A 12,570-nucleotide genomic window follows, 5' to 3' on the forward strand; every position below is an offset into this window, starting at 1 on the left:
TGTTGTATTAATGTTATTTATTCTTCTTCTTCAGCTACTGCTTTTTTAGCTGGAGCTGCTTTAGCTTTAGGAGCTTCTTTGGCTGATGCCGAAGCGTCTTTTTCTGCTTTGCGTTCTGCTAATCCACCAGATACTGCAGATGCTACATGCGTTAAGATTTTATCAATCGATTTAGAAGCATCGTCATTTGCAGGAATTACATAATCAACTTGACGTGGGTCAGAGTTGGTATCAACCATTGCAAAAATAGGAATGTTTAATTTTTGAGCTTCTTTAATCGCGATATGCTCACGCTTAATATCTACAACAAATAAAGCACCTGGTAAACGCGTCATATCTGTAATAGAACCTAAGTTTTTCTCTAACTTAGCTCTTAAACGATCAACTTGTAAACGCTCTTTTTTAGATAATGTCATGAATGTACCGTCTTTCTTCATTCTATCAATAGAAGCCATTTTTTTAACCGCTTTTCTAATAGTAACAAAGTTAGTTAACATTCCACCTGGCCATCTTTCTGTGATGTAAGGCATGTTAATTTCGCCAGCTTTTTCAGCAACAATATCTTTTGCTTGTTTTTTTGTTGCAACGAATAAAATTTTACGTCCTGAAGCTGCGATTTTTGCAAGTGCTGCTCCAGCTTCTTCAATTTTAGCCGCTGTTTTGTAAAGGTTTATAATATGGATACCGTTACGCTCCATATAAACGTAAGGTGCCATATTAGGATCCCACTTACGTGTAAGGTGTCCAAAGTGTACACCTGCTTCAAGTAATTCTTTTACTTCTACTGCCATTTTGTAATAGTTTACGTTCTGTTGAATAGCAATGATTAAGTGGTCATTTATAATTCGCCTTAACCATTTAGATGCTAAACTAAATCCTGCCTTTTCAGACTCGGACAACAATAACTGTTTTAATTTATTTTTATAGTTTGAAAATGATAAAGAAATCTGTAATACAGATCCTGAACCAAGTCCAGGATATTAACGTTTTGAGAATTGAAACTTCTTACGAGCTTTCTTCTGACCGAATTTCTTACGTTCAACCATTCTTGGATCTCTTGTTAATAAACCTTCTGGCTTAAGTGTTAATCTGTTTTCAGCATCAACTTCGCACATTGCACGAGAAATTGCTAAACGAACAGCTTCAGCTTGTCCAGTAATACCACCTCCATATACATTTACTGTAATATCAAAGTTGGCGTCATTGTTAGTCAAAACTAAAGGTTGTTTTACTTTGTACTGTAAAGTAGCAGTAGTAAAATAATTAGCTAAGTCTTTTTTATTGATTGTAATGTTACCTTTTCCTGGGGCAACATAAGCGCGCGCAACAGCCGTTTTTCTACGGCCAATTTTGTGAATTACTTCCATGTTATTTAAATTCTTCTAGATTTATTGCTTTTGGCTTTTGAGCTGCATGTGCATGCTCTGTTCCAACAACAACTGTTAAATTGCGAAATAAAGCTGCTCCTAATTTGTTTTTAGGTAACATACCTTTAACCGCTTTTTCTACTACTCTTGCAGGATCTTTTCCGTACAATTCTGTAGCAGTTAAACTTTTTTGACCTCCTGGGTATCCGGTGTGACGAATGTATGACTTGTCAGTCCATTTGTTTCCAGATAATGTGATTTTGTCTGCGTTAATAACAATTACGTTATCTCCACAATCAACATGAGGTGTGAAATTTGGCTTGTGTTTTCCTCTAATTAGTTTTGCAACTTTAGAAGCTAAACGACCAAGCGCTTGACCTTCAGCATCAACTAAAACCCACTCTTTATTAACAGTAGCTTTGTTTGCTGAAATCGTTTTGTAGCTTAATGTGTCCACACTATTGATTTTTTAATTATTAAACATTCCTCTTTCAAAAAGAGTTTGCAAATTTACGATTAAATATTTGATTACCAAATAGTGTGCTGTATTCTTTTTGGAAAATTAAAAGTATTGATATTTAAGGTTTTAGCAGGCTTTTATAAACATGAATAAAAAAACCGGAGTAAATTTATTTATCTCGGCATTTTTATTATGCATTTTTAGTTCCCTTTAAAGTTGTAAAATGAAAAATTATAGCTTCTATTGTTTAGTGTTTTATAGTGGTAGGCTTTTATATATTTAAGATGGAGTGCTATGTTTACAAAGGCCTACTAATGCATTATATATTTTTTGAAATTATTATGTTTTCTAATGATTCTGTTTTGTTAGTTTTGCGCTTTCTTATACATATAATATGATTTCAGTAGATAATTTAGCAGTAGAGTTTAGTGGGCACACCTTGTTTAGCGATGTGTCGTTTACTATTAATGAAAATGATAAAATAGCCCTCATGGGGAAAAATGGAGCTGGAAAATCTACCATGATGAAAATTATTGCAGGTGTGCAAAATGCAACTCGTGGTAATGTTAGGTGCCCTAAAGATGCCGTAATTGCTTATTTACCACAGCATTTATTAACAGAAGATGATACCACTGTTTTTGATGAAGCTTCAAAGGCTTTTAGTCATGTGTTTACTTTGCGCGACGAAATGGAAGATTTGAATAAGCAGTTAGAAACACGAACTGATTATGAGTCTGATGAATACATGAAAATTATTGAGCGTGTTTCAGATTTAGGAGAAAAATATTATGCACTTGAAGATGTAAACTACGATGCCGAAGTAGAAAAGGCGTTAAAAGGCTTAGGGTTTAAGCAAGAAGATTTTATTAGACAAACTAACGAGTTTAGTGGTGGTTGGCGTATGCGTATCGAGTTGGTTAAAATTTTGCTTCAAAAGCCAGATTTAATATTATTAGATGAGCCTACAAACCATATAGATATAGAATCGGTTATTTGGTTAGAAGATTTTTTACTTAATAAAGCGAATGCTGTAGTGGTTATTTCGCATGATAGAGCGTTTATTGATAATATTACTAATAGGACTATCGAGGTTACTATGGGTAAGATTTATGATTACAAGGCAAATTATTCGCATTACTTACAATTGCGAGAAGAGCGTCGCGCACATCAAATTAAGGCTTTCGAAGAACAAAAGAAGTTTATTGCCGACAATCAAGCCTTTATAGATCGCTTTAAAGGAACCTTTTCTAAAACCAACCAAGTAAACTCACGAGAGCGTATGCTCGAAAAATTGGAAATTATTGAAATTGATGATATAGATACGTCTGCTTTAAAATTACGATTCCCTAAAACGCAACGTTCTGGCGATTACCCAATTATTGTAAAGGAAATATCTAAGTCTTACGATAATAATGTGGTATTTAAAGATGCTAGTATGTCTATTTCTAGAGGTGAAAAAGTTTGTTTTGTTGGAAGAAATGGCGAAGGGAAATCTACGATGATTAAAGCTATTTTAAACGAAATAGAAGTAGAAGGCGAATGTGCTTTAGGGCATAATGTTAAGGTTGGTTATTTTGCACAAAACCAAGCCGCGTTATTGGATGAAAGTTTAACTGTTTTTCAAACGGTTGATGAAATTGCGCAAGGTGATGTTAGAAAACAATTAAAAAACATTTTAGGTCGCTTTATGTTTAAAGGCGATGCTATCGATAAAAAAGTAAGTGTACTTTCGGGAGGAGAAAAAACCAGATTAGCAATGGTGAAGTTATTACTAGAACCCGTTAACTTACTTATTTTAGATGAGCCTACTAACCATTTAGATTTAAAATCTAAAGATGTATTAAAAGAAGCCTTAACAGATTTTGATGGCACCTTGGTTTTGGTATCTCACGATCGAGATTTTCTACAAGGCCTATCCAATAAAGTATTTGAATTTAAAGACCAACGTGTAATTGAGCATTTCGAAACTATTGATGCTTTTCTTGAAAGAAATAGGATAGAAAGTATAAAAGCTATGGATCTTTAGGTCTTTTAATCTTGAATAATAGCCTTTTATCTAAAAATAAATTTTAAACACACTTGGCATTTTCTTCTAAAACGGATAATATTTATATTTGAGGTATATTTATTACAAGTAAGCGCATCTAATTCTGATGTTTTTGTTGTGATAGATTAAATATAGTTTTTATCGTGTGTTACCCCAATTTTAAAATAACTAACAAAACAACATGATTTTTAGTTAATTATAGCTTTAAAACGAAGTTCTAATTATAAAAACTGTTTCATTAAAAGCGAACCTACGGCATTCTCATTAAAGGCCTTAACGTTAAAAAGAATTTTATCTTAAATTTTTATGTTATGAAAAAGGTATTAATTGTTATTCTTCTTAGCACTTTAACCATAAAAGGGCAAAGTAAATTGTTTCCTAATATTGGAAGTGATTTTCATTTGGAGCAAGCCGTTGTGAATAATAATTTAAACATTTCGCACCCAAAGCATATTATAACTAAAGTGTTTCTTTATAATAAAGCGACTTTCGAGCGCACAACATTCGAGAATCATTCCAATGCCATTTCAGTCGATTTAAATCAAGTAGAACCAGGAATGTATACAACTATGGTATATACAAATGGCGACATAATAGTGTTAAAGTTAAAAGTAGTTAACGATTATTTAAAAAGAAGTATTGAGCCTACTGAAGCTGTGGCAGAAGTTGAAGAAAAAACGCTTAAGTTTTACCGCGTTGTAGCCTCTATAAATGGTACTAGTGTAACGCGATATAATGTGTTTACTGAAGAAAGAAAAAATGAATTAATAAAAAAGAATATTTTCGATATTACTACTTATACTGGTCGCAGGAACACGCTTGTACTTTCTGCGTTATATACCGATGGTAGCGAAGAGGTTGTTTATGAAACCGAAGCTCCAAACAGTTCTAATTTGTTTAAAAAAGACAAAGATTTTGCTAAATATAGCGATATTTGAAAAATAGATTTCGGTTTTATATTTTATTTTAATGTTGTAAAGCGCTAGACTTTAAGTGTGTATTGTCCGGTTTCAGACAAAAAGCTTATCTTTATAATCAGCGTTTCTCCCCAAAAATTGATTGATTGTTTTCTAATTTAAAGCAATTAAAATGGAATATTACAGAATTAAATATTTTAAAAAAAAGGAATACATTCCACGTTGTGTCTTACTTTTAAAAGAGCTGCGTCGGGGTTTAGACTCTAAAATTCCCGAACGCCGATTAAACGAAACCTTAATTTTTGGCTCTTGGAATATTAGAGAGTTCGATTGTAATAGCAAAAAATTCGGGCCTAGAAAGGAAGATGATTTTGTTTATATAGCCGAAATTATATCCAGGTTTGATGTATTGGCAATTCAAGAAATTAATGATGATTTGGCGCCATTACAAAAAGTTATGGGTATGCTTGGTGATGAGTATGAATATATTCTTACCGATGTTGCGGCTTGGAAAAGTGGAGGAAACAACGAGAGGCTAGGATTTATTTATGATAAACGTACCGTTAAATTTAATGGTGTAGCAGGCGAATTGGTACTGCCGCAAAATATGTTAATTAGAAATAATGATGGCGTTATTGAGCGGCAATTTGCTAGAACGCCGTTTAAATGTTCTTTTCAGGCGGGTTGGTTTAAGTTTAAGGTGACTACAGTACATATTTATTATGGTAAGGACAGCGAGAAATCAAATCATTTTAAAAGACGCGTTGAGGAAATTGATAAAGTAGCTAAGTTAATTAGTGAAAATGCCGAAAAAGAAGGCACTAAAAAAGATCCTAGTACAAAATGGTTTAATCCTTATAACTACTTTATTGTTGGCGATTTTAATATTGTAAACGAAAATAATGTAACCTATGATGCGCTTGCTAAGTATGGTTTCGAGACTATAAAAAACAGAAAAGGCTCAAATAAGGATCGTACCAAATTTTACGATCAAATTTCATACTACAAAACATCTAATTTAGATTTTGATTGGAAAGATTCAAACCGATCAACAGGAAAAGATCATAATAATACCGATAGAATATTTAATTTCTTTAATTATATCTATACCGAAGATCAGTTTCCGTTGTTTAAAACAGATATTGTAAATTATATTACACGAAATAAAGCCGCTTTTAAAGACGATATTGAAAAGTTGAAAATTAAAATTGAAGGTATTGAGGCGGAGTTGGCCTTGGACACTATCTCTAAAACACGACGTAAAACAATAGAACGTCAATTAGAAAAGGCTAAAGAGACACAAACCTATACCAAAAACTTAGTGGCTTTAAAAACCGAAGAGCTTACAGATTTTTATTTGAATTCCCCTTGGAACACCTTTCAAGTAAGCGACCATTTGCCTTTGTGGGCAGAAATTAATATTGATAAAAGCGACGAATATTTAGATAATTCCTTTTAAAATAAAAAACCCTTACTTTAACAGTAAGGGTTTTAAATTAATGTTGGCCTACTAGGGCTCGAACCTAGACTCTTTGGTACCAAAAACCAACGTGTTGCCAGTTACACCATAGGCCATTCGTGTAATGAGGGTGCAAATTTAATATAAAAAAATCTTTGCACAAGTTTTTTCTTAAAAATATTTATCAAAATTTAATTTTTTTTTAAAAGCTTTGAGTATCGGGCTTATATGTTAAGACAAACTAAATAGTTAGCGCTCATTTCATATTTATTGTTAAATTCGCCAAAGCAAATAAAAACACATACAAATGGCAGATGCAAACTATAAAAAATGGAATACCATTTTAGGTTGGGTTTCTTTTTTAATAGCGCTTATAACTTACAGTTTAACCGTTGAACCTACTGTAAGTTTTTGGGATGCTGGCGAATATATATTAACCTCGGCAAAATTACAGGTTGGTCATCCACCTGGAGCACCGTTATTTCAAATGCTTGGAGCGTTTTTCTCTATGTTTGCTTTAGAGCCTTCGCAAGTTGGTTTTATGATGAATATGATGAGCGCCATTGCTAGTGCTTTTACTATTCTTTTTATGTTTTGGACTATTACCTTGCTGCTTAAACATTTGGTTGCGGGTAAAAATGAAATGTCTCAAGGTAAATCTATGGCTATTTTAGGTAGCGGATTGGTAGGTAGTTTAGCTTTTGCTTTTACAGATTCGTTTTGGTTTAATGCTGCCGAAACCGAAGTTTATGCCATGGCCACATTAATTATGTCGGTTTTATTCTGGTTAGGTTTGCGTTGGGAGCAAGACATGGATAAACCTCGTGGTAACCGCTGGCTTATTTTAATTGCCTTTGTTATCGGACTTTCTTTCGGGGTGCACTTTATGGGATTATTAACTATTCCAGCAATTGGACTTATCTATTACTTTAAAAATTATAAAACCATAACCATTCAGAATTTTATAATTGCAAACGTCGCTTCGGTGGGTGTTTTACTGTTTGTATTTAAATTATTAGCGCCTAATATTCTTAGGATATTTAGTGCCATGGAAGTGTTTTTTGTAAACACCATTGGTTTGCCTTTTAATTCGGGCTCTATTATTGCCGGAATTGCTTTGGTGGCTATTATTTTTTATGCTTTAAAATATACACGTCAAAAAAATTATGTGCACTTAAATACAGGAGTGCTTTGTTTAACCTTTGTTATTATTGGGTTTTCTACGTGGTTAATGTTGCCTATTCGTGCTAATGCTAATGTGGTAATTAACGAGAACAATCCATCTAGTGCCAGAGAGTTGTTAGCCTATTATAATTTAGAGCAGTATCCAGAAACACACCTGTTTTATGGACCTCAGTTTACCGATCAATATGCTTATTTAGATGAAAACAATCCGTATGTGGATGATAAACCTAAATATGAAAAAGACGAAGAAAAAGGAAAATACGTTGTTGTAAATAATTGGAAAAACGCAAAGCAGAATTACAACTCCAAACATGCCTCTATTTTACCACGTATGTGGAGTTCTGAGCATGCCGAAAATTACATGATGTTTTCTGGGTTTTTAGATTTTAATTTAAAGCCAGAATACCAAATGGAAAACGAGCTGCGTTCGGCTGTTGCAAAATTTAGAAATGATGTAGCCCAAGGTGCTATTGATTATGAAGATTATAATAATTTTTTAAAGCAGTTTAAAGAATATATTGATATTGAAAAACCATCGTTAGCGAGTAATATTGCTTACCTTTTTGAATATCAATTGGGTTATATGTACTGGCGTTATTTTATGTGGAATTTCTCTGGAAGACAAGATGATATTCAAGGGCGCTACGATAACCACGGAAACTGGATTTCGGGCATAAAACCTATTGACGAATGGCATTTAGGCATGTCTCAAGATAATTTACCTAGCGATGTTAAAAATAATAAAGCTAGAAATACCTATTACTTATTGCCTTTAATTTTAGGGCTTATTGGGTTCTTCTTTTTATTTAATAGAGACAAAAAAATATTTTGGGTTATGCTTGTGTTTTTCCTGTTTACCGGAATTGCTATTCAGGTATATACCAACGTGCGACCTTTTGAACCTAGAGAGCGTGACTACTCGGTAGTAGGATCGTTTTATGTATTTGCACTTTGGATAGGTTTTGGGGTTTACGCAATTTATGAAAGTCTTAAAAAATATGTGCCTAAAAAACTAGCAGCGCCAATAATTACAGTGGTTTGTTTAATACTTGTTCCTGGAATATTAGCAGCAAATAACTGGGACGACCATGACAGATCTGATAAATACACTGCAAGAGCTATGGCTAAAATGTATTTAGATTCTTGTGAAGAGAACGGAATACTATTTACCATTGGAGATAACGATACTTTCGCACTGTGGTATGCTCAAGAAATTGAAGGTTATAGAACCGATGTGCGTGTGGTTAATACCAGTTTATTTCAAACCGACTGGTACATAGACCAAATGAAGCGTAAGGCTTACGAGAGCGACCCTATACCTTCTCAGCTAACCCATGATTTATATAAGTACGGTACTAATGATTATATCATTATTCAGCAAGTTATTAATGATACCTTAAATGTTAAGCAGTTTTTAGATTTTGTTGGTAGCGATAACCCAAAAACTAAATACAAGTATGTATTACAGCAGCGTGGTGTCGATTTAGCGAATGTAAGAGAGCAAGATGCCAACGCTACATATTTACCAACGCCTTATTTGCGTATTCCTGTAAATAAAGAAAACGCTTTAAAGTCTGGAATAGTAAAACCCGAAGATGCCGATAAAATTGTATCTGAAATTAATATTAAAGTTTCTGGTGGTGCACTTTATAAAAACCGTTTGTTAATGCTAGATATTGTTGCTAATAACGATTGGAAACGCCCTATTTATTTTACTGGTGGTAGTTTTGGAGACGACGATTATATTTGGATGAAAGATTACTTACAACTAGATGGTATGTGCTACAAGTTAGTACCTATAAAAACGCCTGTAGATAGAGCAAACCCGTTTGATATGGGTCGTGTAGATAGCGATTTAATGTACGAGAAAGTTAAGAATTGGGATTGGGGTAATAGCGGTAGTCCAGATATTTATCACGATGTTGAAACGCGTAAAAACTCTATTACTTATAGAGGGAACTTAGCCCGTTTATCAGAACAATTAATTAACGAGAAAAAATTAGATAAAGCTGAAGAAATAGCAGATATAGCCATGGAAAACATGCCTGTAGAATACTTTGGTTATTACACGCTTTTAGAACCTTTTATTGGAGCGTATTATGAAGTTGGTAATAAAGAAAAGGCACAACGTTTGTTTAAAGAAGTGGCTAATAAATACCAAGAAAACTTATCGTATTACAGCAGTTTGAAAGTGGATAAACAGGAACGTTTATTTGAGGAAATTTATACCGATATACAGCGTTATAAAGGCTTGGTTGATGTGTTAATTAGATATGATATTGAATTTGCTGAAACCGAAGGCGATGTTTTTAATAATTATTTAAGGTCTTTTAATCATTTTTATGGCGAAGAAGAACCTGAAGATAGCATTAGGACTGATGTTGATATTCCTTTGGAGGGCGTTTTACCAGTAGAAAGCGATAGCTTAAATTAATTAACTTTATTTAAGCGTGGGCTTAACACCAGTAAAAACACCTGTTGTAGTTAAAAAGCTATTCTCGAAGTATATTTGGGAAGTGCCTACTAACCAAAAGGTTATTTATTTAACTTTTGATGATGGACCAACGCCAGAGATTACTAATTGGACCTTAAAGGTTTTAAAGCAATACAACGCTAAGGCTACCTTTTTTTGTATTGGTAACAACGTTGCAAAGCATCCTGATATTTTTAAAAATATTCTGATTGATGGGCACGCTATTGGCAACCATACGCACAGCCATGTTAAAGGTTGGAAAACAAAATCTATAGACTATTTAGATAATGTATATAAAGCGCAGGAAGCTATTAACTCTCAGATTTTAGAAGCCAATACCGTTAACCTTTTTAGACCGCCCTACGGACAAATAACACCCAAACAGGGTAAAAAACTCATGGCTTTAGGGTATAGTATAATTATGTGGGATGTGTTGTCTTTTGATTGGGATAAGACCATTGCTCCAGAAGCTTGTTTACAGAATGTGCTTAGTAAAACCACTGCGGGTAGCGTTATTGTTTTTCATGATAGTGTAAAGGCTAGTAAAAATATGCAATACGCTTTACCTAAAGTATTGGCTTGCTTTAGCGAAAAAGGATATCGTTTCGAGACTTTGAATACCTCTATCTTTTAAGTTGTCTTTTTTACAGAGCGTACAGACGTGTGTGCTTATTATTTTGTTACCGACTTATTTGTGTTCTGGATTTGCGTTAGGGATTGCAGCGGCATCCTTTTTTTGCTGCCGTAAATGGCAAAAAAAGATATAGCAGAAAGCCCTACCCTTTATGGGTAACGCCCAAAATATGCGGATACTACTTTTTTAAGTGTTATTTAAAATCTTGAAGTAAATTTATAAGCGTATTGGCATCTTGATCGCCACTTTGGCGCCATTTCATTTGGCCGTCTTTATAAATTATAAGTGTGGGTGAAGACTTGACACGTAAGGCTTCGGCAAGTTCTTGATTTTTATCGACATCAATTTTTATAACTTTAGCTTTATCGCCAAGTGCAGCTGCAACATCTCTTAGTACGAGATGCATAGCCTCTGTTTGTTCGTTATTTTCTGTATAGAAATCTAGTAATACTGGAATTTCGACATCTATAAGTTCCCCAAATTTTGACATACTATGTTTTTTATTAATCGAGTGTGCTTAATACAAACCTACGTAATTTTTTAGTATTACCTATTTAAGCGGTGTGATATTGCTTATTTAGCTTTGTTTAATTATAAAAATAAGCAATTTCTTTATAAATACAAGCCTTTGTATTATGAATTTGCTGTGCCTTTTTTAAGTTCTATTACCGTTACTTCTGGCCATATACCAACGCGCCCTGGATATCCTAAATAGCCAAAGCCTCGGTTTACATTAATGTATTGCCCCATTTCTTTATAAATGCCTGCCCAATATTTGTAACGCCATTTTACAGGGCTCCACTTAATCCAGCCTGGTATTTCTATGCCAAATTGCATACCGTGTGTGTGTCCGCTTAGGGTTAAATGGTAGTGGTAATCGTCTTTTATAACTTCTTCTTCCCAGTGTGATGGGTCATGGCTTAGTAGTACTTTAAAATCGTTGGCATGAATGTTTTGGGCTGCCTTTTTTAAATCTCCGGCTTTTTTAAAGCCGCCTTTACCCCAATTTTCTACACCAACAATGGCAATACGTTGTCCGTTTTTTTCAATAAATCGGCTTTCGTTTAAAAGTAAATTAAAGCCCATTTCCTTTTGGATTTGCTTTAAATCGTTAAGGTTTTTGTTTTTGGCTTCGGTTGTTGGCCAATCTACATAATCGCCATAATCATGATTTCCTAATACTGAAAACACACCATCGTTTGCCTTTAGGGTGCCGAAAAGGGATTTCCAATTATGCATTTCGGAGGCTTTATTATTTACCATATCGCCGGTAAAAAAGATAATGTCTGATTGTTGCTCGTTAATAAGGTTTACGCCGTATTCTATTTTTTCTTTATTATCGAAACTGCCGGAGTGGATATCGCTAATTTGCGTTATTTTATAACCATCGAAAGCGTCTGGTAAGTCTTCAAAATGTAAGGTGTAATTTAAAACTCTAAAGCGGTATTTGCCACGATACATACCGTAAAGTAACGATGTAAATGGTATGGCAGCTAGACCAAGCGCTACTTGACTTATAAATTTTCGGCGTGATGGGAGATAGAAGTTTTCGTTTTTAGTAACTATTTTATCATAAATACCTAAAATACCTCTAATAATATCTTCGCCCAATAAAATAGGAACCAAAACTAAGTTAAAGGATATAAATGCCAGTAGAAAACCAAAGGCATAACTTTTGGCAGGGTTTAATACACGACCCTCTGAGTAAATGGTAAACTGGATTATAAAATTGGCCGCAACAAGTAATGTTAAAGCAATATATAAATAATGAATGTAGGTGTTTTTAGTGACTGTTTTTATGGCTTGAAAACCGTAAAAAGCCAAAATAACATATATAAGAATGAATATTATCCAACGTGTCATAGCGAAAATTTAAACAAAACTATCAAGTACTTAGCTGTTAAACCAATATTTAAGGTAAGATTAACATAGCGCTAAATTATGGCTTTATGCGTAATTCGATTTTGTAATTGAAAATTATCACTATTTTTAAAGAAAAAATGAGTCAAATACCTGATATTTAGACAA

Annotated in this window: 10 protein-coding genes and 1 tRNA gene; 5 read left to right on the forward strand and 6 right to left on the reverse strand. The window is 33.7% G+C overall.

Annotated features, from left to right (window positions below; all coding sequences use genetic code 11):
• Window positions 1-17: 17 nt before the first annotated feature.
• The 3 genes from rpsB to rplM all read right to left on the reverse strand — a co-directional run bounded on the left by rpsB (window position 18) and on the right by rplM (window position 1,824).
• Entirely contained in the window at window positions 18-791 is a 774-nt protein-coding gene (gene rpsB, locus AAFN75_RS08110) for a 30S ribosomal protein S2 (protein ID WP_144115068.1), read from the reverse strand.
• A 189-nt stretch (window positions 792-980) separates the two neighbouring features.
• Entirely contained in the window at window positions 981-1,367 is a 387-nt protein-coding gene (gene rpsI, locus AAFN75_RS08115; protein WP_282122869.1) for a 30S ribosomal protein S9, read from the reverse strand.
• Window position 1,368: 1 nt separating this feature from the next.
• The gene (rplM, locus tag AAFN75_RS08120) at window positions 1,369-1,824 is read right to left on the reverse strand and encodes a 50S ribosomal protein L13 (RefSeq protein WP_411809081.1); all 456 of its coding nucleotides are present in this window, start codon (window positions 1,822-1,824) and stop codon (window positions 1,369-1,371) included.
• 397 nt (window positions 1,825-2,221) lie between these two features.
• Between rplM and AAFN75_RS08125 the strand changes: the two genes are divergently transcribed.
• The 3 genes from AAFN75_RS08125 (at window position 2,222) to AAFN75_RS08135 (ending at window position 6,250) form a co-directional block, all read left to right on the forward strand.
• Window positions 2,222-3,853, forward strand: coding sequence for an ABC-F family ATP-binding cassette domain-containing protein (locus tag AAFN75_RS08125; protein ID WP_411809082.1), 1,632 nt, complete (start codon window positions 2,222-2,224; stop codon window positions 3,851-3,853).
• Window positions 3,854-4,185: 332 nt separating this feature from the next.
• Window positions 4,186-4,812 (forward strand): hypothetical protein, encoded by a 627-nt coding sequence (locus tag AAFN75_RS08130; RefSeq protein WP_411809083.1) that lies wholly within the window; start codon window positions 4,186-4,188, stop codon window positions 4,810-4,812.
• A 151-nt stretch (window positions 4,813-4,963) separates the two neighbouring features.
• Complete coding sequence (locus AAFN75_RS08135; protein WP_411809084.1) at window positions 4,964-6,250, forward strand: endonuclease/exonuclease/phosphatase family protein; 1,287 nt, start codon at window positions 4,964-4,966, stop codon at window positions 6,248-6,250.
• A 43-nt stretch (window positions 6,251-6,293) separates the two neighbouring features.
• On the opposite strand, the gene AAFN75_RS08140 is transcribed toward AAFN75_RS08135, so the two are convergent.
• Window positions 6,294-6,366: transfer RNA gene (locus tag AAFN75_RS08140), tRNA-Gln, on the reverse strand.
• A 191-nt stretch (window positions 6,367-6,557) separates the two neighbouring features.
• On the opposite strand from AAFN75_RS08140, the gene AAFN75_RS08145 reads away from it, so the two are divergent.
• Window positions 6,558-9,869, forward strand: coding sequence for a DUF2723 domain-containing protein (locus AAFN75_RS08145; RefSeq protein WP_411809085.1), 3,312 nt, complete (start codon window positions 6,558-6,560; stop codon window positions 9,867-9,869).
• A gap of 16 nt (window positions 9,870-9,885) precedes the next feature.
• Complete coding sequence (locus AAFN75_RS08150) at window positions 9,886-10,542, forward strand: polysaccharide deacetylase family protein (protein WP_411809086.1); 657 nt, start codon at window positions 9,886-9,888, stop codon at window positions 10,540-10,542.
• A 193-nt stretch (window positions 10,543-10,735) separates the two neighbouring features.
• Here the strand turns inward: AAFN75_RS08150 and AAFN75_RS08155 are convergent, their stop codons facing one another.
• Together AAFN75_RS08155 and AAFN75_RS08160 are read right to left on the reverse strand one after the other, a co-directional pair.
• Window positions 10,736-11,032, reverse strand: coding sequence for a thioredoxin family protein (locus AAFN75_RS08155; protein WP_144115076.1), 297 nt, complete (start codon window positions 11,030-11,032; stop codon window positions 10,736-10,738).
• A gap of 143 nt (window positions 11,033-11,175) precedes the next feature.
• Window positions 11,176-12,405, reverse strand: coding sequence for a metallophosphoesterase (locus tag AAFN75_RS08160; protein WP_411809087.1), 1,230 nt, complete (start codon window positions 12,403-12,405; stop codon window positions 11,176-11,178).
• Window positions 12,406-12,570: the final 165 nt, after the last annotated feature.

This window comes from Algibacter sp. AS12 (assembly GCF_046736315.1).
Classification (GTDB): Bacteria; Bacteroidota; Bacteroidia; order Flavobacteriales; family Flavobacteriaceae; genus Algibacter_B; species Algibacter_B amylolyticus.

What these genes read in the sequence shown, in the direction of transcription:
- AAFN75_RS08130 (WP_411809083.1), top strand. Translation starts at nt 4,186, where the DNA reads ATGAAAAAGGTATTAATTGTTATTCTTCTTAGCACTTTAACCATAAAA.
- AAFN75_RS08135 (WP_411809084.1), top strand. Translation starts at nt 4,964, where the DNA reads ATGGAATATTACAGAATTAAATATTTTAAAAAAAAGGAATACATTCCA.
- rpsB (WP_144115068.1), bottom strand. Translation starts at nt 791, where the DNA reads ATGGCAGTAGAAGTAAAAGAATTACTTGAAGCAGGTGTACACTTTGGA.
- AAFN75_RS08145 (WP_411809085.1), top strand. Translation starts at nt 6,558, where the DNA reads ATGGCAGATGCAAACTATAAAAAATGGAATACCATTTTAGGTTGGGTT.
- AAFN75_RS08155 (WP_144115076.1), bottom strand. Translation starts at nt 11,032, where the DNA reads ATGTCAAAATTTGGGGAACTTATAGATGTCGAAATTCCAGTATTACTA.
- AAFN75_RS08160 (WP_411809087.1), bottom strand. Translation starts at nt 12,405, where the DNA reads ATGACACGTTGGATAATATTCATTCTTATATATGTTATTTTGGCTTTT.
- rpsI (WP_282122869.1), bottom strand. Translation starts at nt 1,367, where the DNA reads ATGGAAGTAATTCACAAAATTGGCCGTAGAAAAACGGCTGTTGCGCGC.
- AAFN75_RS08125 (WP_411809082.1), top strand. Translation starts at nt 2,222, where the DNA reads ATGATTTCAGTAGATAATTTAGCAGTAGAGTTTAGTGGGCACACCTTG.